Raw genomic sequence first — 24,987 nt, forward strand, 5'->3', positions numbered from 1 at the left:
CTCAGAAGTTTGGTGACGGATCCAATCGCAGCTATCATCGAAAATCCCAAGATTCGCCGGCGATGTTGGCAAAACCGAACCCGATAAGCTGGCCGTACTCATCACGCGGTGCGTCGGGCAAATCGGTCGATTCGGCCGGGCCGTTGCCGACCCTACAGGAACGTCACTTTGGCGTTGCTGCGGAGCGAACAGTTACCCTGTTTTGCTTGGAACGTTTCTGGATTGCGACGGATGCCCGTGCGTTTCAGCGTAGCCGGCAACAATTGTCGTTGAAGGAGGAATCACGCCAACATGCTAATGATTTGCGGCGTCGTGATCGCGGAACCTGCAGCATCCGCCGACCGCTACGGACAGAACGCCGCAGCCAATGTTCAAACCAATCCGGTGTTCAGATTGCTCCGCGATCGATGCAACAAGTCCAGATCGATTCTTTTGTACGATGGTGACCAACCGGCATACTCAGTTGCGTTTTTCCATGCGATGGGACTTCATTTCATGTTTCGGACCGTTTGCTTTGTCGCCTTTCTTGTAACCGTCGTGGTTGTCACGGTGAATCTTGGAACGCCCTGCGAGGCGGCTGACTATGACGTTTACCTGTTGGCCGGCCAATCAAACATGGACGGTCGGGGGCGGGTCAGCGAACTGCCCGCCGAAGACCAGCGGTCACCGATGGATCGCGTCATCATCTTCTATCGAAACGTTTCCGGATCCAGTGACGGCTGGCAATCCCTGATGCCCGGGTTCAGCATTCCGCCGAAGTACAAGGGCGAACTTCCGTCGCCAACATTCGGGCCGGAGATTGGATTTGCCCACAGCATGATGCAACGTCACCCTGATCGTCAGTTTGCACTGATCAAAGGATCCAAGGGCGGCACCAGTCTGCGTGCGGATTGGAAACCGGGAATCGCATCCGACCCGGAAAGCCAGGGACCTCGCTATCGTGACTTCATCGAAACGATCCGGATGGCAACGCAACAATTGATCGACCGCGGTGACCAGTTTCAGTTTCGCGCGCTGCTATGGCATCAGGGTGAGTCCGACGCAAAGTCGAAAACAGAGACCTACCAACAACAACTGACGCACCTGATCCAACGCATACGTGAAGACGTGGGCGTCGCCGATTTGCCGGTGGTCGTCGGCGAGGTTTTCGACAATGGCCAGCGAGACAACGTTCGTGCCGCAACACAAGCCGTTGCCGCCGATCACCCCGGTGTGGCTCTGGTTTCATCCGAAGGCACCACCACGTCCGATCCCGGCACCCACTTTGATGCCCCCAGCCAATTGCTGTTGGGAAAACGCTATGCCGAAGCAATGAACGTGCTGCTGGCTGACCAGCCCTGAACTGACTGACCAGCCCTGAACCGGCCAACGACCGATGCAGCACCCACGGCAGGATTCGAACCTGCGACCTTAGCTTTAGGAAAGCTCTGCTCTATCCCCTGAGCTACGCGGGCGTCGGCGGGAGCTTGCGAGTACCGCGATCCCACCGATCGGGCGATAGTCTAACGAACATCCAACCCGCCCAGTAGACACACCTATTCGCCGCAGTCTTGACGCCCACAATGCCGCGAAACGCATGAACACGGGCCACATCGGCCCTCCACATCACATCGCCATTGGGCAGCAAAGTTCTGCTTCAAAAACCAGCAACCCAGCGGGGAACCGATTAAGATCTAGGGGATATCACACCACCCACCAAAACACACGCAGCAACTGGTGTTCAGATGTTCCGACACCCCGCTTTGGCCGGCGTCATGATGGCGGTGCTGGCAAGCAACAGCACGATCGCCGATGTCGTTTTAGACTGGAACGCCACCGCGAGCGATGTGTTGGTCGCTGACCAGACCTATCAAAATCCTGGGATGGCATCGCGAACCATGGCGATGGTCAACATTGCCATCCATGATGCCCTGGCGGCAAGCGGTGTGGGCAGCGGAACGTTCTACTCCTACCACAGCCTGCCGTCGACGCAGTCGTCGTTGGCCAACGCGACGGCCGCAACCGCCGCCCACACGGTTCTGTCATCGATCTACTCCGGCCAACAGGGATCGCTGGACGCCGCACTAGATCAGGCCTTGGCCGGACACAGCATGGCCGACCGATCCACCGCAATGGCTGCCGGACAAGCCATCGGACAAACGGTCATAGCCAACCGTGCCAACGACGGCTTCAACACCAACGTGCAATATCAGCCGACAGGCGCCGTTGGCCATTGGCAGCCCGACCCGATCAACAGTTCACAACAGGCATGGGGACCCAACTGGGGTGACGTCCAAACTTTTTGCCTGCCATCGGTCGAACCATTCCTCCCGGCGGCGCCCCCGGCAATCACCAGCCAGCAATACGCCAACGCTTTCAATGAAGTCAAATCACTGGGATCGGTAAACAGCAGCGAACGAACGCAAGAGCAAACAGATATCGGCAAGTTCTGGGCCTATGACCGACTGGGGATGGGAACGCCGATGCGACTATACAACCAAGCCCTTCGAAACATCGCCGAGTCACAGATCAACGCCGAGGCACGAATCAATAACGTATCGGAAAACGCCGACCTGTTTGCCAAAGCAACCGTCGCGATGGCGGACGCGGGAATCGTTGCATGGAACGCCAAATTCGAACACGACCTATGGCGTCCCGTCACCGGCATTCGCGAAGCGGACAACGATGAAAATCCGGACACCGCGGCAGATCCAAACTGGACACCACTGGGTGCACCGGAGATCAACGGGCCCAACTTCACGCCGCCATTCCCGACTTACATATCAGGCCACGCGACGTTCGGCGGCGCACTGTTCACGACGATTGCCGAATTCTACGACACCGACGAAGTCACATTCTCATTGGAAAGCGACGAACTTCCCGGCATGATTCGGACGTTTGATCGACTGTCCGATGCGATGGCCGAAAACGGACGCAGCCGAGTCTATCTGGGAATTCACTGGAACTACGACGACACCGTTGGCCAAACCACGGGAGCCAACATCGCCCAGTTTATCAACAGCCAGCCGTTTACCGCCGCCGCTGTACCCGAACCGAGCGGCTTTGCCGTCTTGCTGGTCATCGCAATTCATGCGGCCAGACGTCGACGACGCTAGATTCGCGTCGCAATCCCAGCGTTTGGCCCCTCTCCGGGTGCGTTGTTCGTGCTCGGACCTTCCAAACAAGAAGTCCGGCAAACGGGATACGTCCAACGATACGTCCACCCTTTTGCTATGGTGATGGGGCATCGAAACATTTCACGCACGGAAGATTTGAAATGCCCAAGCATCAAACACTTCTCAATCGATTGATGAGCCAGTTTCCTGGTGGACTGGATGACGCACCGCCGCAGCTTCGCAAAGTGATTCAAACCGCTGTGCAGCAATCGGAGCAAGGCGATGACGAAATGCTGCGTGAACTGATCGAAGTGTTCGACGGAATCGACACCGGTGCGTTGGTTGACTCCAGTGAGCCGGAAATGCCGCTCAGCGATCCGCAAGTCGCCGAAGCGATGCTTCAAGCTCGTGACGAGATCGAGGACGCAGACCAGCTGTACGCCTTCTTGACCGATCAAATCAAGGCTTCGCCGAACAGCGTCGAATTGCATTACATCGCCGGCATGTACTGCGATGAAATCAAACAAGCATGTCGGCACTTTCGCGATGCCTGTGATGCCACCCGGCATCATGACACAGAAACCGTCGCCACCGTGATGCCGGGCTATCGTGTCGAGATGGCACAGCGATTGTCCGACGCCATGAAATTGGACGACGTCTGCGAAGTGCTGCTTCCGGTGGTCAACGAAGACTATGAGTCCGCACCCACCGCGATCGTCATGCTGATCGAGGCCCTGTTGCGGCTGGATCGTGATCAAGAACTCTCCGGAGTCTTGCAGGACATTGATCCGGATCCGTTCCCCATGGTCATGTACGCTCAAGCACTGCTGGAGTATCGCCGTGCCGGCGACACGCGCCGCGGTCGTGCGTTGCTGAAGGCCGCGAATGCTTTGTTGCCCGATGTCGCGATTCAGTGGATCGATCCTTCGTCCGTTGAATCCGAGGATGAAGTGACGAATCTGACGGCAGAATGTTTGCAGTACGCGATGAACATAACCCAAGGCGCAGTTGACTGGGTCCATCAAACATTGGCCGACGTCTTTCCAGATTTTGCTGGACCGTCGAATCCCGACGATTCGTCCGATGCATTGACATCAGACACGCCATTATCCAAACGCATGCTGGCGGAACTGACCGACGAAGCCAAACGCGCCGCCGCATCAAAGCAATCGTGGCGTCTGCTGCACGGCCCGGTCAAAGACAAACGCTGTAACGATGCGGGCATTCACTACGTGGCCGTTTTGATGAATGACAGTCCGGACGACGAAGGTTCGCTAAGGTCCTGCCAGGTCTTTCAAAACAAACCGAAACCGGCGTTGCTGCGTGAAGTCCTTCTGCGTGGCATTGTCGATCCGGTTTTGGGGCAGTCGGGACGGCCCGCTGAATTGATCTTCAGCACGAAAACTGATTGCAATAATCTAAAAGCCATTTCCGGAAAACTGGACATCGCTTGTGTCCACGAACCTCACAACGTCATCGCGAAATACAGCATCAAAGGCATGTTGCAACAGGTCGCAACGATGATGCTGGACGATTTCAATCAGCATGGCGATGCACTGCCGGGCGACGCGACTGACGACGATGCCAACCTTTCCAATTTATCGCTGGACGATCTGCGGCGGCAATCCAGTGATTTGCCTCTACGTGGCGAAGACCAACAGTGGCTGGTCGGTATCTTTTCACCGCCTCTGTTCATCCAACATGGATCGGGTTCCGAGCGTGGTCGAACGGGTATCGTCATCAACAATGACGACGGAACCATCGTCGGCTTTGATTTGTCCATGACGGAGGCCAGTGACCACGAAGCGTTCGGCTTGCTTTTGCAAACCATGCGTCAACCCAAAGTGGGCTCTCCTGGTCGACCGGCCTCCATCGTGTTTGCGCCTTCGTGTGCACCGCCCTGTATTGGCGAGAACGATGATTGGATGATGGTCGGTGACGATCGTCTGGAACAGCTGTTTACCGAGATGGTCGGGGACATGCTGCTGGCCCAAAGCCCCGTGTCTCGGCCCTTGGTCAAGATCGATGGAATCACGCATGACCAGCTTGCCGATCTTTATGATGCCGCGGCCGATTTTTATCTCGCCAAGCCATGGCATTCGGTCCCCGGCGACACGCTGATCACGGTCTATGATGACAGCACCCCTGGCGCGAGCAATCGAGTCGCCAGTGTGATGGGACAAATGGGCCAAGAATTTGGAATCAATATCTTTGACGACGAGTCCGCCGCACGGGCATTGTTTGAAAGCTTGGATCCCACCACGATTCGCGGTTTGGCGGTGAATTACGGTGAAGCCCGAGACTGCATTCCTGTTGATGCTTGGAACCTGGAACGATATGGATGGTCGTTAGCCGCACCCCAGGCATACCCACTGATCACACAAATCGCGGCCGATTCCCAAGGCCCCCGTTATCAGTGCCCCGATTCGGCGGACGAACTCCTCTACCTGACCCGAGTCCTCCGCACGTTGCCGGCATACCTGGCCGATCAGACCCCGGATCCCTCAGTCGGGCTTCACTACGGCCGGCTTTAGCCGCTCGATTGCCATCCTAAGCCGTGACGCGTCAGGGACGGGGCAGTCGCCACCATCCAGAGCCCCTTCCCGAGACCTCTCGGATAGCGATTCCCCCGAGGCGGCCAGCATTTTTCCAGATTGAAAAATGGATTTCTTGACTGACCTGCTCACCTGGAAAGTTTGTCATAATCGGCCACGAATTTCTGGGCTGGGAGGTATGGCAATCAAATCAACACCAACGCTAGAACTGGCTTTCAAATTCGCACAACCATCCGGACGATCGCTCTGAGATGGAGCAGTGCCGCCGGACAGATTGACTATTCAACTCCATCGTAATCCTGGAATCGAGACCTGCATGGCATTTGAAAACTCTTGACGAGCGCAACATCACTACCGTTTCGAAATCGATCTTCTCGACTGCTAACCAAGATCTCTTCCTCGCGTGATCCTCTTATTGGCGTGACGGCCATGGCGTTTCGATCTCGCAGAGTCAATCGGATGCGGTTCATCCGTTCGAGAATACGAATCCCAATGCACCCCCAATCGATCTAAGGCATCGACCAAAGGATCCAGAAATTTTTCGTAGTTCTTCCAGCGATCAATTGAATGATGGTAGAGCGGTTGGCGTACTTGCCAACAACTGGCCGTTGCAACCGTACGTCGCGTTTGATGAAACGAAAGACACCCCGCATGCCACGGCAGTCCCAAATCCTGCAACAAATCCGAGGTCACTGCTTCCTGGTCCACTACAAGTTTCTCATATTGAACGGCATAAATTTTTGCTGCAGAGACGGACTCCCAATGCCGTGTCAAACGCTGATACCCTGCGTAATAGTTTGCAAGATCCGATAAATCATAGCTGTACTCTTGCCCGCTTCGAAAGTACGTAAAATAGCAAGAAAGAATTGTATCCAAAGCATTTCGACGACAATGCACCAAACTGGCATTCTGAAAAATCGCGTTTATCAGACCGACGTAAAAAAAATTACTTGGCGTCTTGTCACAAACCTTGCACTCTAGACTCATATCATTCGAAAACACTTGCTTGCAATACCATTCAGCAAGTTCAGAGACCTGCATGCCGGTCAACCGGTTCATACACTGCGGAAACCGCTCCTTCGAACTCAGTTCTTTAACCATCCGTGCCGCCACCTGGCTTAAAGTGGACTTTTCGCCGACACCGTCTACACATGGATGACTGGATAAGATCTGATCAATCAAGGTTGTTCCCGATCGCGGAGAACCAAACACGAAAATGATCCCAGGAGTGGATGCCGCTTTCGCTTGGAGATCTTCCATCTTAAACGCATCAAAAAATGCAATGGACTCGTGAACAACCTTCTCCCACCATTCTACTGAGAAGCGACCGATGACACTCTCATTGGCAATGCGAAATCGGGACCACGCATTATCGTACGAACCAAGATCGTCCAGGACTTTTCCAGCCGCAAAGTGCAATCCGGTTATTTGCTTTCTCGCTAAACCTGTAGCCCGTAGTGATCTGTCGATCCTCTCCAACAACCCATCATGTTCACTGAATCGCCGTGATTTCGAATAGTCCAGAATCACCGCAGGGTCATAGGGGGAGATCCTTAAGGCCTGACCGAAATGCCAAGACGAACGTTCGTGATCACCGCAAATTCCATAGGCAACCGCAAGCGAATGATGAACATCCAGGCAGTCCCGCAACCGCTTTGCAGCCTTTTCTATAGGGCCAATTGCACCGTCAGCATCCAATTGGTCCAAGCGAGCCTGGCCAAGCCCAAGCAAAGCATAAGGATTGTCCGCATCACTCTGCAAAACCGCCTGAAAAGCATGTTCTGCGTCGCGCGAACGCCCCCTACCCCGCAACATTCGACCCAAGCGAATTCGTTCGCCATCCGCCAAACGATGAATCGGTAACTCCGACGGCATCGCCAAATCCACCCCGATAGAACTTCACCGACCTTATGAACTACTGAAAATCGTACTGGGTCGGCGCCACCACCACAAGCGAATCAGCAGCATCTGAATCACATAAACAATCAGCCAGCATCTGGACTCGGGGACAGCCACTACAGGATACAGGAATTGGCGCATTGCATAGTCGTCGTTTCGCAATGGAAACCGTTCACTAATTGGATTGGTCGGCCCAATCCCCAACCCATTGGACTCCATCAAGATATCAACACCATAGGTTTGCAAATCGGTAGACGGTACATCGAAGACGCCGAGGCCGATTGATCCCACGGGATCAAAGGGGTCGACAAGAAGTGCCCATGAGTTTGTGAGCGTTTGCAAAGGATCATCGGGGTCGTAATTGTCGTCGATAAACGCGCCACCAAAATCCACGTCCCCCAGACCGATGGCATGACCAATCTCGTGGGTCAATAACCTTCGGAAGATGTCGATTGTGTAGGGCGTACTGGGGTGGTTGTTCAGATGCAAATCGACTCCACCGATGGCAGCGGACGGTTGGTAATCTTCGACACCAGAAGTCAACGCGACTGGCATTCCTATTCGCGAAACAGCCGTCAGTGCCCGGTAACCAGCCTGCCCCGAATTGCTGGCGATAAGATCAATCTCGGCCCCCCTGGGATCTAACCGTCCGAAGCCGCCAAGCGTGGCGACCGGAGTTTCAAAATCAGCAAGAAACGAGATGTCGGTATGCAGCCCACTTACCGGGTCGACAGCCGTCCAAGCGGAGAACGAGTCATTAATGGCGTTCTGAAATGTGATGACGTCAGGGACAACAGCCCAAGTGAACGAATCACGAAAAGCTTCATACGATCCGCCGCTAACACTGTACCGAATACCTCCGTCCAGCGATCGTTCATCACCGTCGATGATTCGAGGTGCTGCATCCCAACGCGCCTGCAAAAAATCCACCACGCCCCCCGACGCACTTGCGAGAGGAATGAAAAACAGAGTGACAAGTAGGTTAACCCTGATCATTCGACCTCCCCAATCATTGAGAAAAGCTGAAGGGCCTCGTGGCCCCTCAGCTTTGTCGTGCATTCAGTAAATTCGCCGTAACGCTACTGACGAAGTTTCCGGCGTCGATAGGAACGAACACCGGCGCCAGCACTCAATAATCCGAGGACGGCAAATGTGGTCGGCTCGGGTACCGCCGTCACTGTTGCCGACGTGATACTACCCGCAGCTTCAAACCCGATATCAGCCCCGGTAACGTCAGTAAGGATAAAGTCGGTGAGCCGAATCGTTGTATCACCGGGCCCGTCAAAAGTGAAATCGAACGAGAACACTTCGACAGGGTTGGCAAGATCGACTGCTGCTCCAGAGGTACCAAACGAAGCACCATCAATCAGTCCTGGGTTATCAAATCCTAATGGTGGTCCGTCAATCGTGAGACCCGATCCAAGCGCGGCATTGTAAGTCACGTTGGAATAGTCATCCGCATCGGTGGTCGTCGCCAGAATAGATGCGCTGGTCGACGCCAGGCCTGTGAAACTACCAGATGTATCTTCAGCCACCAAGCTGACGGTTACAACGTCGCCCAGGGCGAAAACGCTGGTTTCGCCTCCACCAGAGTTGTACGTTTTGAGCGCCACCGTGTACGCCGCAAAACATGGAGATGCCATCACCATTGCCACGATGGGGGCAATAAACCGAAGCTGTCGAATCATAAGAAATTCCTTCCGAAAATGGTAAACCGTGCGTTTTGGGGGAGAGGCGGGAAGTCCATCGAGTGGGATCAACACCCCCACAGACTACATCGTCTTGGGGGTGCGTCAATTCATTGAGTCAACGATTTCTAAAACAATCCTTCCATCAGATCGTCAGAAGCCGTGTCATCTTCGTCCATGTCTGCCATGGCTTGGTCAACGGAGCTTGCTGAACTGCTGGAAGCCAGCAATGGGCTGACCGACGAACCGCTCAGCGAACCCGGGAACGCCGCAGGTACGGCATCGAACAGGCGAGGAGTGGTTTCCAGGACGTCGTCAATTGCGATCGTGCCAGACCCGTTAATATCGGCAAAAGCGAAGTAATCGGAATCCGAAGTGTCGCGGAACAGTCGCGCTGTTTCTGCCAGGACATCGTCCACCGCAACGGTCCCCGATTGGTTGACATCCCCTGGATTGACGCGGAACGAGAACACCAAGTCGCCGCCGGGAGTTCCGTTACCGGAATTGTCCAACCCGCTTCCAGTCGCATATTCGCCGTCAAGCAGGACATCTCCGGTGCTCTTGATGCCATCACCCAGCACCAACTGGAATGCGTCACGATCAAGTGGCTCAGTAAACTGGATCCTCAATCGGTTTCCACTGACCGACGTTGTGAACGTCGGTACGGTCAGCACGGAATTGAAGCTGACTTGTCCGGGCACCGAAAGCGGATCAATGTTGTCACTGAACTCCACCGTCATCTCGGTGATATTCACCCATGGCAGCGGAGCGTTTTGTCCGCCATCGTCGGGCAGGACATATCCAGTGGTGCCCGTTGTCGCTCCGGTGGGATCATTGGCCTCATCGCGGAATCCCTGACTCCAAATCGGGTTATTGACTTCGATGCTTGTGACCGAAAGCGGGGCATCGTCGTCCGCGATGGTGACAACATCCTGATCCATCCCGGCAACGATCGTCGCATCCGTCGTCGCTGGATTGATGCGATAGATCACCAGTTCATCGGGTTCGGGTGTCGGATCATTATCGTCGTTGTTGACATCAACGGTAATCACCGAAGACCCTTCACCTGGGTTGATTGTGACCGACGTTGGCAACGCGTCATAGTCAAGGGATGGTGTAGCAATCGGCGTTGCATCGTTCGGATCGGGATCAACCAGAATCGTATCCAGCAAGATCTCAATGGCCGCCCCCGTGGTGTTAGTGATCGGCATCATATTGCCATCCACCAACTGGACGGTGAATTCACCAGCATCGTCAGGTTCGCTCGCATCCGGATCGGTTGCCTTCAGAGTGACGAAGATTCCATCGCCATCGTCCTGAATTTCTGCATCCGCGGACGGCATCGCTGGATCCACATCGATGTCGGCGTTGCTAATCACATCAGTGATCGTCAACGTCAAGGTCTCGGTGGACTCAACTGCGGTATCGTTCACTGCCACTAGTGTCAATTCGCCGGTCGATGTATTTGCATCGATGCGGACGACTCCCGTGCCAAGTGCCGGGTTGAACGACACCAGATCCGCACCGGTGAAGTTGTAATCCATCGTGGGAGAGGCAATTCCCGGACCCGAGGTTGGGACCGAGAATTCGATCAACGTATCGCTATCGCTGGCCGCCGGACCAGTGTCATCATTTAGGAAGAACACAAACTTCGCGTTCGTCCCTGACTCCGTCGCAACCGGATTGCCACCATCGGCGGCATCACTGCTGACCTTGACGGTCGCTGCGTCGCCGTCGTTGATGCGAACCGTGTCTTCAACGTCGGTGCCAACGGTGACCTGCGGATCAGCCGAGATCAGCGTCGTATCCAGGGTCATCGTGACGAATTCATCGTCTTCCAGCAGGTTAACAACGACACTGTTCTCATTCAGAACGGTGTTGTTGAGTGCTTCCACGGTGATCAGAACCGAGGTGTTTGACGAGCTGGTACTGCCGGGAATCTCCACGCTGTACATTCCGCCACCCAGAGGGGTCAGATTGTTGGCCGGAGGTGCCGAAATCTGGTAGTCGTCATTCAACACCGCGTCGCCGGTCAAGGTGAACTTGACCACTGATTTCGACTGACTGGGATTGCTTTGCGTGATGGTAAACGAAGCGTCCTCAAAGTCGGGCGTGTCACCGTCCTCGGATGCTTCTTCATCACTGGCGTCCACCGAAATGACAGCTTCGTCGTCGTCCGTGATCGTTGCGGTTGAATCGTCGGTAGCGTCGGAACTGCGGGATCCCAGATCACCCGCATCCGGCGTCAACGATGCGACAAACGTCTCGGAACCAAACGCCGGCAAGACCGTGGTGGTACCACCTTCAACGATCAAATCTTGAATGACAGCGACGTCGATTTCCTTACGATCACCGGCACCAAACTGTCCTGATGTGAAGGTGATCGTTTTAGATCCGTTGTCATAATCCGTGCCGAAGGACGCCGATCCGCTACTGATACTGGTTCCAGAACCGTTGGAGCTAAAGTTAGCTCCAGTTGCCGTTCCACCACCGAAGCTAACTTCCACATCGACATCAGTATCAATGGGGTTGGACAGTTCCACCTCGAATTCGACCGGTGTCGTTGGGGATCCGTTGTTATACGGATTCGGCGAATCGGTACCTTCTGTCACAGTTGGATCCGCGTCGTCACTCGGATTGCTGCCCTTGGCAAAGATCGTGAACGTTGCAGTGTCGTTGTCCTTGATTGTCCCAACGCCGTTGTCGATGAAGATCGGCAATCCGGCAGTTGGATTTGCCAATGAACCACCATCGACGACCAGCTGAGCGGTGAACGTTTCGTCTCGTTCAACCCAGTTATCGTCGTTGATCGGGACACTGATCGTTCGAACCAGATCGGATCCACTACCATTGGCCGGGAAATTGACCAGTCCGGTATTGGTATTGACGTAGTCCTGATCCGAAACCGTGTTATCCAGCGGTGCCGAAGCCCCCGTTGCCGTGTCGGATCCGCTGCCCGGGAAAGTCAGGAACACGTCGACGTCCTGATCGATCGGCTGGTCCAGTTTGATGGTGAACGTGATCGTTCCGTCATCTTCATCAGCCATGGCATCCATGACGGTGAAAGTGGGCAGATCATTGTCCTTGATCGTAATCGTCGCCGTATCCATCGTCACATCCGGTGTGATATTGGGGTTGCTGGTGGAGGTCACTTCAACCGTCACATCTTCATCGGACTCCAGCACGTTGTCGTCGAGCACCGACAAGTCAATGATGCCAGAGATATCGCCGGCACCAATCGTTATCGTCCCCGTGAACGACCCCGGTTGAATCGGTGCAGTGGCCGGGCCACCGGACAATAGGTAATCGTCAAAGTAGAACGCGTCAAACACTCCGGTGTTCACGGTGTAAGTAACCACCGTGGGTGTCGCACTCGGGGCACTCAAGAACACTTCGAACTTGCCGTCGTTTTGACCTTCAGGGTCAGTTTCGGATGCATCATCGTCTGCACCGGCGGTGTCACTCTTGATCGACACCAACGCGGTGTCGTTGTCGATGATGCTGACCGTACCACTGGTCACTGTCGTGCTTGGGCTGATATCAGCATCGCCGACAGCGGTGCCCAGAACAGCATTCACCGTTTCGGTCGGCTCCAACTCAGGGTCATCCAGGACGTGAACGCCAATGATGGCTTCGCCGTCTCCGCTACCCAACGTGAAGTCAGGAACTGGCTGACCGGACGTCGGCACGAACGCCGGAATGGTCACCATTTCGCTTAGCGTTACGTAATCCGCTGCGGCCGTGGCGGTACTCGTTCCAAGCACATCGTATGTGACATCCGTCGCGGTGTCGCTGGCCAATCGTTGGCTCGGGTTGTTCGCGTCCACCAGGTAGACACGGAACGCCGCGTCGGGATTCAATCCGCCCGGCTCGTTGCCCGTCGGATCCAATGCCACGAATTCAACCATGCCGACGTCGGTGTCTTCGATGGTGACAGCACTTGATGTCACGTTGGAGGCTGAGATTCCAGGTTCGCCCGACGTGATATCGATCGGTGTCAGTGTCACCGTTTCGTCGTCTTCCAAGACATAGTCGTTCAACGTGACGACGTTGATCTTGACCGTGGATTCCCCGGCGGGAATCGTCACCAACCCCTTGTTGGTGGCTGGGTTGTAGGTCAACGCGTAGCCTGCACCGCTGGTCGTCGGATCCAGAGCAAGCGTAAAGTCGGCACCGGCGGGATCATAGTCTCCCGCACCCAAAGCTCCGTCGGCGGCATCGCCACCGATCATGAATTCAACGGTGGTATTGCTGATGCTGGTGATCGGTGAACCGCCATTTTCTAGCGTCACCATGAACTGACCGTTGTCGCCGGGACTGTTCGGCTCGTTGGCATCCGCATCGCTGACCGAAGCGTTCGCGACCGCACCGTCGTTATCGAAGATATTGACTGTGTCGCTTAGGACGTTGCCCAGCATTCGAACACCGACGCTGGAGACATTTTCGACATTGCCCGAACCGGTGGTCGATTCGTCATCCAACCCGGTCAACGTCACCACAACAGTTTCCGGATCTAGCTCGATCAGCAGGTCGTCGATCACCGTCACGTCCAACAGCACCGAACTGGCGCCGGCGGGAATGACCGCCTGACCATCAATGCTGACGCTGACGAAGTCGGGGTTGGAAGGATCGTAGCCGTCCAGATCGGCGTAGTCGGCCGGGTTCAAGGCACCCGAGGCATCACTCGCTGTCGTGGCGGTTCCGGTAACGGTGTAGTTGACGATCGTGTCGCCGAACTGCCACGGGTTTGAGATGCTGATGGTGAATTGACCGTTGTCGCCCGGAACCAGTGGCAAAGTGCCTGGTTCGCTGGCGTTCTGGTCATTGGCGTTGATGTTGATCTTGAACTCTTCGTCGATGATCGTCACCGTCGCCATGTTCATGCCCATGCCGTCAACAATGATGTCGGGGCAACCGCTGGCAGGGTCGAAGGTATAGACGAGTTCGCCGCCACCGCCAGTCATACCGCCGCCGCTACCAACGGTGATCGCATTCACCAAGTCATTCGGATTGGTGACTTGAATCGCCCCCGAGTCGATCAATTGCAAACTGCTTAGACTGGACCCCGAGCCCACGCCGAAGGCACGAATGTTGTCCGCCAATCCCTGAAGCGTGGCCACCTCATCAGTGAAACCAGAACCACCAAAACCGTCCGAAACAAAAACAACGTTACCGTTTGCCGACGTTGTCCCCGGAAGATGATTCTGGAAGATATCAACTACTTCCTGTAGGGCGCTTTCGAAACTGGTACTACCACCAGCTGATAATGCATTGATTACCTGCTCAACGTCATTGGTGCCGTTCATATCACTATCGGTCGTCGGCGACGTAAAATACTGGAATCCTGGAGTACCGGGTTCCATGTCTATCGCACTCGCACTGGATGTGAAGGGCACAACCGACACTCGGGCGTTGGCCCCAAATCCGTCAGTGATTAACTGATTGTTCAAGGCGATCAAAGCCGCCTTCTCCGCGGCCAGGATGCCGCCAGACGTGCTTCCTGACACATCCACAGCGAACACAAAGTCAGGATCGTTTCCAACGATCACCCCGCCACCGGGCATCGCATCGAGCAGAATCTGATTATCGCCGACGACACCGTCATCGGGACGAGTATCAGTGGCAACGCCGTAGGTCGGATCAAGGGTCAACTTGACGAACTCGTCACCCATGTCCAGTGGCGGAGTTTCTTCGATCAGTTCGACATCCAGGAACAACATTGTGTCTCCCGGATCAAACGTCAAATCGATGTACCGGGGCCCAGATGTCGGTGTGACAAAGTTGTCGATCGTATAGTCGCCATCGTTGGTTCCTGTTGTGACACTGAACGTAGCAGCGTCTGGAATTGATTCGTCCAACAAAACGCGAACGGTGGTCGGTGTTTCGCTCTCGACAAAATCACCCGTGATCGGATCGACGATCGAGATCTTGAACCGCCCGTCGATGCCTGGTGATGTGCCAGGCTGGGTCGATTCAACCGCATTGCCGACGTTCTCGATGATCACCTTGCCGATGTCATCGTCATAGATCGTAACCGTCTCACGCTCGGAAGGATCGAATCCGATCGTGGCGTTACTTGCCGACAAGACGTTGGTGACTTTGATCGTCACGTCTTCGTCCAATTCGATCAACTCATCTTCAACCACGTCCAACATGACCGTGGCGGAGAATTGGTTGGCGGGAATCGTGATGGCCCAGATGCCTCCACCCAGGTCGGTCAGATTATTGGCCGGGTTGGCGGAGAAACTGTAGTCAGTCGCTTCCGCATCGGACATCGATGCGTCGACCATGAAGGCCACTGTGGTATCGGTGCTGCTGGTCTTGTCCAGGTTGAACGTGAAAGCCCCGGGATTCAAAGGCTCGTCGTCACTACCGTCTCGTTCTTTGGCCAAGTCGTCGCTGGCGGTGAACGAAACGGATGCCGTTTCGTTGTCCTTGATCAGCACGACGCCCATATCTTCCATGTCGGCGTTGGACGCGACGATGCTGATGTCATCATCGCCAGCGGCGACATCGTCCAATCCGATTTCTGCGGTTTCGTCACCCTCAAGAAATGCGTCGTTGAAAACGAATACGGACGGCAACGAATTCACTGCCGGATCAGAATCAAGCATGTCGTCCAAAGTGTTCTCAAGAGTTTGAGAACTCTGGCCCGCTGGAATCAAAACGTCACCATCCAGTGTCGCAAAGTCCGAACCGTTGGTCGCCGTGCTGGAGGCTTTATAGGTGTAGTCAACCAAGGTCGGGGTCTGGCTGGTCACCGGGACCCCATTGGCATCTCGCAAGCTGACGACGATGTCTTTGTGCTTGGTCGTCGGGTTTCCCTCGTGGGCTGGATCCACTGATGCTTCGGCCAATGTGTTGTCGCTGCTGACATACACCTCGGCTTCGTCATGGTCACAGATCACCGCCGTGGCTTCGGTCATCATCGGCGCGACAATCACCATGCCTTCCGAACTCTCAAATCGCTCGGTTACGGCAATGAACTCGACCACGCCCTGAACACCGCTACCAGTATTTACCAGCGTCAGGCTGTACAGGTTGTCAAACGTGTCGATGAACTTGAAGACTCCGTTGCCTTCATAGGCGAATCCTTCGGGCGCCGCACCAGTTGGAATTGGCAAAATGGGTGAACTGCTTCCGACCAAAGGAATATTCACCTGGGCCAAGGAGAACGGATCGATGGTCTCTAAGAAAGTGAAGCCCGTTGGATTGTCGCTGCCCCAAAGGTGATAAAGCAAACCGTCATCATCATTGTACGCGAGCCCCGTCGACAGCGTGGACGGGCTAATTGTGGTTGCGACAAAGTTCGACGCGTCCAAAGGATTGATGAAGAACAGAGCATTGTTGCCGCTGGCCAAATCATCGCCGACACCGTACAGCGAGCCAAATCCAGCATCGAAATCGATTGCATCGATCAGATCCCCGAGAACACCCACCAGAGTCGCTTGCCCGGTGTTGCTATCGATGATGTAAAGCGCGTCACCGCCGATTGCATCCTCGGAAAGCGAGGCATAAAAGTCGCCGGTCAGCGGGTCTTGGGCCAGCGCGTTTCCGGAAAGAATCAACTGACCGACGCCGGGATCGATGGGAACACTGTGGATGGTTTCACCCGTTGCAGTGCTGATGAGCACCAACTCCTGGCCATCAAACGGCAGCGTCCAGGCGGATCCGCCCAGATAGATATCCGCATCGCCACCGGTAACGTCGTTCAATCCCAGGGTGACTGTTTCATCGCCTTCGACCTGGGTGTCATTGAAGACATCCACGTTGATCATGATCGACGATTCGTCGGCGGGAATGGTTGCTTCCCACATGCCGCCGCCCAGCGACGTCAAACCGACAGCATTGTCAGCGGTCAGTTCGTAGTCGGCGATCAAATGGTTTTCAACGGCGACATCCAGCGTGTAATTTTGACCGTTGTTCGCACTGACGCTGACGGTGTAGACCCCGGCGTCCAAACTGCCCGTGATGAACGGTCCCGAAGAAAGCACGGTCGAACTGGAATCCAGCAGTGTCATGGTGCTACCGCCGCCAGAGACACTCAGTTCGATCGAATCACCATCGTTTAGGACAGTGAACGTGTACAAATCATCGGTCGCATCGCCGGTCCCCAAGACTTTCGTGTGGGGAACACCGGAACCATTGAACTTCCAATGATCGGCTCCTCCGGTCAGCGTGTTGAACGTATCAATGTCCTGTCCGGATGCACTGGATGAATTTTCAAGCTGATCGCCCAAGAACGGCGTCGCAGTATCATCGACGGTGAACTTGAACGTGGTGTCGGTACTGGAGGTGGTGACTTGATTGGTCTCCGCCGTACTCAGTGTGATCGTAAAGCCTGTGTCCACCGTATCAGCGTCGTTCAGGCGATCATGCCCTTTGTCCTTCGCCGCAACTTTCAGAATTCCTGCGTCATCGTCCTTAATTAGCACCGCGGCGGTGCTGTTGACAAAGGCGATGTCTTCGATCAGGTCACTGCCGAGACCCGAGTAGGCCGCGAACTGGTTGACATTGACATCATTGGCCGCAGTTCCTGTGTTGAACTCCACCCGAGCCAAGCCGGTCGCTTCGTCAGCCACCAAGAATCCATTGCCAGCGAAATTACCTTCCTCGATACCTTCCATGCCGGTCGCTTCGTCCAAGCTGTCCGGACCCAGAACGGTAATCGCACCACCGGCAAACGCGTCAAACAAGCCAGATCCGGGAGGAAGATCACCACCGACTCGGTGAACGATATCGGAACCATTGACCGCGACACCGTAGCTGCCCAGCGATGATGTGGTGCCGGTCGCAGCCGAAGTCGCTGCGGTTGACTTGTTGATCGTGTAAACCTTGCCGTTGTCTTGAATGCCATACAACTTGCCGGTGCTGTCGAACGTGATACTGACAATGTCGCGGTTCAGCGAACCCACACGTTCAGCCCAACCGGTCGCAACATCCAGTGTCACCAGAACAGGATCGGATTCCCCGTTGACCGCGACCACTGCGTAGACCTGTTGATCGGTCGGATCGACATCGATCCCCAATCCCGCGTCGATCGTCGAACCATCATTCAATGTGATTGGGGCGACCAAACCGACGGTTCCATCTGGAACGGCATCGCCGACATCCACGTTGATGGTTGACAAGTCGGACGAGCTCGATTCAACCGCATAAAGATCACGACGAACGGTGATATCGCCGTCATTCGGGTCGGCAGCGGTTACCGAGGTCAGCGTCACGGTCACCGATTCCGTTTCTTCGATGATCAGGTCGTTGATGATACTGACATCGATGTAGGCGAACCCGTCAGCGGCCGGAACGACCACACTTCCCGACAACGCCGTGTAATCGTCACCGCCAACTGCCGTGCCTCGCACCAAGTAGTCGACCGTCAGATCGCCATCGGCCTTGTTGTAGTTACCCGCAATCGGGCCGCCCGAGTTCTGCACCAGGGGAAGCTCGACGATGAATTGTGCATCATCCGCTTCCTCGGTACCCATCATGTCGCTGGCACGAACGCTGACCGTCGGATCGGGTTTGATAATGACGGTGGCACTACCACCGCTACTGACACCGGGATTCGACGAAACGATCGAATCAACGCCCAATTCCACCTGCTCGATGAACTCTTCCAACTCGGCGTCATTGGTCACGTTCAAATCGACCGGCCCCGACATCAATTCGAAGGGAGCAAACGTGACGGTCGAACTGGAAAGCGTGTAATCGGAGGTACTGGCATCCACATAGGGACCGTTACCGGTAATCTGGGCCAGATCGACAACGATCGGTGCATCGCTGTAAGTGCTCAGTTCAAGCTTGTACTGACCATCGTCGTTGCCCTCTCTCGCCATGTTGTCAGTGGCCACAATCGTGACTTCGACGACATCGTCATCGGTGATCGCCACCGTGGCGGTATTCATCGAGGTCATCGTGACCGGAGTCACCTGGCTGCTATCAGTACCCGTCAATCCGATCACGACATATTCGGTCGATTCGTTAACGATGTCTTCGAACACGACGACGTCTTCAAACGCCATCGTGTCGCCGGCATTGATTGTCACCGACCCATCGAGTGTTTGATAATCGATGTTGAAACCGTCAGCCATTGGACCCGCCGTTGCCGTGGTGGCAGGATTGACCAGGCTGTAGCTGACCTCAATATCAAACGCCGCGGTCACCGGAACGCCGGCCGCATTGACGAGGGTAAACTTGAATTGGCCGTCGGTTGGAGCGCCAGCGGCGTTCTCGTCGCCGTCACCATTGTTTTCGACTTTGACGAAGGCCTGATCATTGTCGAATAACTGAATCTCGGCGGCTTCTTGCCCGGGACTCAAATCGACAATGTTGGAATCGCCGGTCACATTGCCGGTCAACTCGACCTTAATGTGTTCGGTCGGTTCTAGCAGCGAGTCGTCATCAGCAACCACGACGATCTGGCCGCTCGGCTGGAATGCGGAGATCCGGACGGTACCAAGCCCCGTCGTCGGATTGTAGGACACGACATCGCCGGCAACCGGGATGTCAAATTCGGCGGCCGGGGGAATGTCCGCCGCCGGCGAAGTCATCGCCGAAACAACCTGAAATTCCACGATCGTGTCGGTGTCGCTGGTCTTGGGCGAATCTAGCGAAACGGTGAACACACCGTTTTGGCCGCCCTCCACTGCGAATGCGGTTCCATTGATCGCGACGTCGGAAATGTCTTCATCAAAGATCGTGACCGTTTCCGGCCCGGTGGATACCGTGATGTCAGGATCGAATTCGCTGTCGGCGTGACCGGGCAGCAATACCAAGTTAATGTCTTCATCGTCTTCAATGATGTCGTCATTGACGACCACCACGTTCAAGTCGACTGCCGTTTCTCCTTGCGGGATCGTGATCGTCCCCATGCCGGTGGTCGAATTGAATGTGTACGAACCATTGCTACTGACCGACAGCGTGTAGTCCAACCCATAGGTGGCATCGATGCTGTTGTCGGCGGTTTGGAAGTTCGTGATTTGGAACTTCACCGTGGTATCGGTGCTGCTTTCTTCACTAAGCGTGAACGTGAACGCACCATCCTCGGGTGTATTCGGTGGTGTCGGCAGCGGGTTCTCGAACCCGTTGTCGGTGCTAATTGTCAGCGTTGCGGTGTCGTCGTCTTCGATATCCAGCGTGGCAGTGTCATTGCCGCCATCGACGTCGATATTCGGATCGGCCTGGGTCGTCATTGCCGAAAGCGTGAATTCAACATCTTCCGAACCGTAGGAAACCGACGTTCCGCCTTCGACGATCGAATCATCAATCGGATCGATATTAAACGTCGTCATCTCCTGACCGGCCGGAATGAGAACACCCTCCAAGTGATTTTGGATGGAAATGTTCAGGGTGTATTCATCACCGATCGCGAGATTCTGGGTGCTACTCGGATTTCCCGCATTGTTGTTGTGGCTACCTGTGTTCGTGGCACCCTTGGTCGATCGAGAGACTTCGATGATGTAGCGCCCGGCCGGCTGACTGGATGTCATCACGTAAGCGTCACGCACTCCACTGCCTTGGCTTCCGCCGGCGCCAGTCGAGTTGCTGGTGTTGTTATTCGCTGCGACGACACTGCCGTTGGGACGCAAGATTCGCAAGTGCGAATTAAATCCGTCAGTCAAGTCAATATCGGCTGTGATCCTGCCGGGCTGGTACAGCACGATCTCGTAGTAGTGCTTCGCGGCGACGGTAGTTTCAGCGCGAACCGTGTTGTGGGCCCGACTGGTGGCGAACGAAATGTCGTCATCTTCCCGAAGCGACCAGAACCCGTCGACACGCTGTGCGGATCCGAGCGAACTGGCTTCGGTGCTAGTGATGCTGGTTTGGTAGTCGGTTCCGACCACAGCCTCACCGGCAATATCCACCGCAACGATGGTGTCGGTGCTGCTGGTCGTCATACCTGTTGACGTGGTGTCCGTCTTGTTCAGCGTGACCTTGAATTCGCCGGAGACCGGATCAAGGCTGGCGGGAGGTCCGTTTTCATCCGCATCGCTGATTTTTTCGATGCTGACCAAACCTTGGTCGTCATCCAGAATCGTCACGGTCGCCTGGTCGGGCGTTCCGATATCCGGAAGCGGACCGGCCGTCACGCTGCGACTGTCGATTTCCAGCGTCGCGTCTTCGGTACCAAAGTTATCAACAATGCCGCCCTCGATGATCATGTCCTCGATCGCGGTCAGCTTGATCGGGACCTGAGTCTCTCCTGCAGGAACGACAACGCTGACGCTCGGACCACCAGACAAGCCCAAATTGCTCGTCTCGATATTGTCGAAGCCGAGGAATACCCCTGGATCGTGGGCCACGTCGAAGAACGTGATCCCTTCCCAATCAGGCCCCGAGAAGCTTGCGGTCGATCCGCCCGTCACGGCCATAACGGCGCCGGTCGACGAGGTCACCGTGCCTGATTCACCCGGGAAAAGGAAATCGATACTATCTAGATCGAAAGGCAATCCACCCCGATCAAAACGAACAACCGAATCGCCGAACGTAACGTTGTCGATATTGAAGTAGTTTCCGGACGGACCACCTGTAAAAATATCGTAATGGCCGGTGACCACCGAGGCCGTCAAGGGCCCATCTGTCAAAGGTGTCGTTGCAAGAGCGACAGGTGCCGCATCATCAAACGTTGCCGCGGGAGCAGCGCCCGGCAAAGACAAAGTGTAATCAACACCGTTGATCGCATCGCCGACGGTCGTATCCAGTACCACGGTCAACGGATCATTGATTGCAAAGTCCAACTTGACCGCGAACATGCCCATCGTGCCGGCGGCTTGCACACCACTGGCGCCAAGGAACGCAAAGTCGCCGCCATCACCAGCATTGTCAGCGTCGCTGGTGTTGACGCTGACTTCGACGTAAGCCAATTCGCGACTGGGGTCGGGGTTGACGAAGGTCGAACCGAACACGGCCACACTGCCACCGCCGGTCGCTGTATTACCGGCGTCACGAGTCGGCACGCCATCGATCATCGTGTACAGATCGGCGGTATCGGCGATCGGCATGTTCCACTGTGTAAACACATTGGTCTGCTGGGCACTGGCCGGACCGGCATCGTTATAGAAGAACCGAACGCTCACTTGCGCCGTTCCGTCGACTGCGGCACCGTACAGGTGAATCTCGCTGTAATCACCCGGTACGACAGGAATATTGAAGACATCCGGCGTTGTACCGGCAGGAGTGACCCGCGCGTTGGGGCCGTTGTCCGCGTTGTTGTAAGTCAGCATCGCGGCCGGTCCGAAGGCATTCCCGGGAATCATGCCGCCATCGGGCAAACCGCCGGCAACCTGACTGTCGGTCGCGTAAACCTCGTTCGGAGCCGGACCAAACGGGTCCTGCGATCCGTCGCCTGTATTGGCGACAATGTCCGAATTGAAAATGGGGTTCCCGCTGATCGCATCGTCGGCGATCTCGAACTGGAACGTTTCGGCGGCTTCGTTGTCGATCGCCATCAATGTGACTTCGGCGCCGACTTCGTTATCTTCGATGGTGACCGTTTGCGGTGCCGAGACGTCCATCGCGCCCGACGAAACACTGACGATCTTGACCGTGAAGGTTTCATCGCCTTCCCAGATCAGGTCGCCCAGCATGTTGATGTCAAGCTTGATTTCGGTATCACCCTGCGGGATCGTCACCGTGCCGGTAAAGGTGGGTACGCCGCCGTCAGTTCCGTTCGCCGCAGGTTCCCCTTCCACCTGATAGTCGTCGCCGTAGGTCGCGGTGTCACCGGCCATGCCGACCTGATAGGTGATGACCGTGGGCGAATCCGCGTCGTTGTCGACGGTGAAGGTCACTTCCGCATTGACGAGCGTCGTGCTGGGCAGGATGTCTTCCTGCGGCGACGAATCGTTGATCGTAAAGTCGACCTCCTCGGTCAAGGTGTCGACCGCCGACGGTGTGTCGGTCGACTGTCCCACGACCGGGGCCATCGTATTGCCCGCCACGTCTTGGGCACCGCTAATGTCAAAGGTCACATCGGCGACTTCTTCGTCGGCATCGTTCAGCGGGATCGTGACCGTATAGACGGTGTTGCCCGCACTCCAAACACCCGCGGGAAGCGAAGCGGGAAACGTTGTGCCGTCGACATTGCTACTGACGGTCACAGGAACTCCCACATCCATCGCTTCGTCGAACGTGATGACAAGATCGACCGTTCCGGGAGGTCCCATCACGTCATCGTCATCGATGAACGTATCACTCAGCGTCAGTCCAATCACCGAAGGTGCGTCGACGTCGATGTCGAAGGGTAGAGCGGGCGCGGAAACGGGACTGACATTTCCGTTGACGTCGGTCGCAACCGCCGTGGCCGTGTAGGAACCAGTGCCAAGTGGCGTGGTCGTGACGGAGTAGTCACCCAGCAAGTTCGCTGTGGCCGTCCCAACAAACACGGGTCCGATGCCATCATCAACCGTGACCTCAACGCTCGCGCCCGGCTCAGCCGTTCCCTCAATCGTGATGGTGCTGTCGCTAGTCAAGCCATCGGGGGCACCCGTGTCATCCGAAAACGAATCGACGGTCGGCGCCAACGGTGCGACGGTGTCGATGACGGTACCCGTGCTGACGCCGGTCGCCGTTACCGGGTCAACAGCGTTGCCCGCTTCGTCGGACACTCCCGACACGTCAACCGTGACGTCGGGATCGATGTCGTCTCCATCGGTAACGTCGTAGACAGCGCTGTACGTCAAACCGTCGACCGACCAACTGCCCGAATTGAACGACAAAGCACTATTGGCATCGGGGCCAATCAAAGCGATCGTCGGCGCCGGGGCCGTGGTGTCCATCGCCTCGCTGAAGGTCAAATCCAGCGTGACCTGCATCGCCCCTGTTGTGGCGGTGTCTTCGTTGATGGTCGCTGTGTCGAAAGTTGCCGAAACCAACGAGGGGTCGGAGTCGTCAAACTCGATCGCAACCGTGGCATTGGTTCCCGAGACCAGCGCTGAGTCGGCTTCGACGTCAAACGACCCATCCGCCGGAAATGGCACAGACATCATGATCGTGGTTGTACCCGGCCCAACAGGGAGAACGCCGGAAGATCCAATGATTGATCCCGCCGTTCCCGTGATTGCCCCCGTGCTGTCCAGAAGGACGATCGAATTACTGGGGTTGAAATTGTTGTAGCTGACATCAAACGAGGGCGCGCTGACCTCCGTCTTCTGGTCACCTGCAATGCCAGAGTCGGAACCGGGGTTCAAGTCAATGCCTAGCACGTTGGCCGCCAGCAACTGACGCGATTCCAATGCTTCGGCATGCAATTGCCCTGCCTGTGAATTGGCAAATCGTGGCTTTGCAGCGGACTTGCTCTTTTTCTTCTTTGCAGCACCATCCTTGCGGCGAATCATGAAGGGGAAGCCCATCATCATGTACGGCGCCAGCGGAGCCTTGCGGCGGGTGATTTCAAACGGCATCTGCGAGGCAACGGCGTTCCAAATCGCCAACAGGCCCAAGCCGACGCGATAAATCCAGCTACCCCGAAACGCATCGCGGTACCGCTCGATCCGCGCGGCACGTTTTTCGGCCCAACGCTGGCGGTGAGCCTCCCGCTTTGCTTCCCACCGACTGGCCTGTGAATGAATGCGGTCTTGATTCGGGGTGGCTGCCGATTGGCGACGCGAGGCGTTTCGAAACATGGATCGATGGATCATGGGGACAGATTCCGAGAACAAAGGGTGTTCCGCCAACGGATTAAGGCTGCTTCTTTGCCCAAACCATCAAGCGGGAATTCGGCGGGTCATCAAGCTCGGCGACGGGTCGCGA

7 protein-coding genes and 1 tRNA gene are annotated in these 24,987 nt (G+C 55.8%); 3 read left to right on the forward strand and 5 right to left on the reverse strand.

Features of this window, described 5'->3' with window-relative positions; translation table 11 throughout:
• Positions 1-291 precede the first annotated feature (291 nt).
• Positions 292-1,341: a sialate O-acetylesterase gene (locus tag HFP54_RS07910; protein ID WP_235951348.1), complete on the forward strand. Its 1,050-nt coding sequence runs from the start codon at positions 292-294 to the stop codon at positions 1,339-1,341.
• Between the two features lie 40 nt (positions 1,342-1,381).
• On the opposite strand, the gene HFP54_RS07915 is transcribed toward HFP54_RS07910, so the two are convergent.
• Positions 1,382-1,454, reverse strand: a tRNA-Arg gene (locus HFP54_RS07915).
• 270 nt (positions 1,455-1,724) lie between these two features.
• Here HFP54_RS07915 and HFP54_RS07920 point away from each other — a divergent pair.
• Entirely contained in the window at positions 1,725-3,095 is a 1,371-nt protein-coding gene (locus HFP54_RS07920) for a vanadium-dependent haloperoxidase (RefSeq protein WP_168564656.1), read from the forward strand.
• Between the two features lie 161 nt (positions 3,096-3,256).
• Positions 3,257-5,629 (forward strand): DUF7309 domain-containing protein, encoded by a 2,373-nt coding sequence (locus HFP54_RS07925; protein ID WP_168564657.1) that lies wholly within the window; start codon positions 3,257-3,259, stop codon positions 5,627-5,629.
• A 402-nt stretch (positions 5,630-6,031) separates the two neighbouring features.
• On the opposite strand, the gene HFP54_RS07930 is transcribed toward HFP54_RS07925, so the two are convergent.
• From HFP54_RS07930 to HFP54_RS07945, 4 genes are all read right to left on the reverse strand, one after another.
• On the reverse strand, positions 6,032-7,537 hold the full coding sequence (locus HFP54_RS07930; protein WP_206036045.1) for a tetratricopeptide repeat-containing sulfotransferase family protein: 1,506 nt from the start codon (positions 7,535-7,537) through the stop codon (positions 6,032-6,034).
• A gap of 21 nt (positions 7,538-7,558) precedes the next feature.
• The gene (locus HFP54_RS07935; RefSeq protein WP_168564659.1) at positions 7,559-8,608 is read right to left on the reverse strand and encodes a zinc metalloprotease; all 1,050 of its coding nucleotides are present in this window, start codon (positions 8,606-8,608) and stop codon (positions 7,559-7,561) included.
• A 20-nt stretch (positions 8,609-8,628) separates the two neighbouring features.
• Positions 8,629-9,237, reverse strand: coding sequence for a PEP-CTERM sorting domain-containing protein (locus HFP54_RS07940; RefSeq protein ID WP_168564660.1), 609 nt, complete (start codon positions 9,235-9,237; stop codon positions 8,629-8,631).
• Between the two features lie 128 nt (positions 9,238-9,365).
• Positions 9,366-24,875: a beta strand repeat-containing protein gene (locus HFP54_RS07945; RefSeq protein WP_168564661.1), complete on the reverse strand. Its 15,510-nt coding sequence runs from the start codon at positions 24,873-24,875 to the stop codon at positions 9,366-9,368.
• Positions 24,876-24,987: the final 112 nt, after the last annotated feature.

Origin of the sequence: Crateriforma spongiae (assembly GCF_012290005.1) — a bacterium.
Classification (GTDB): Bacteria; Planctomycetota; Planctomycetia; order Pirellulales; family Pirellulaceae; genus Crateriforma; species Crateriforma spongiae.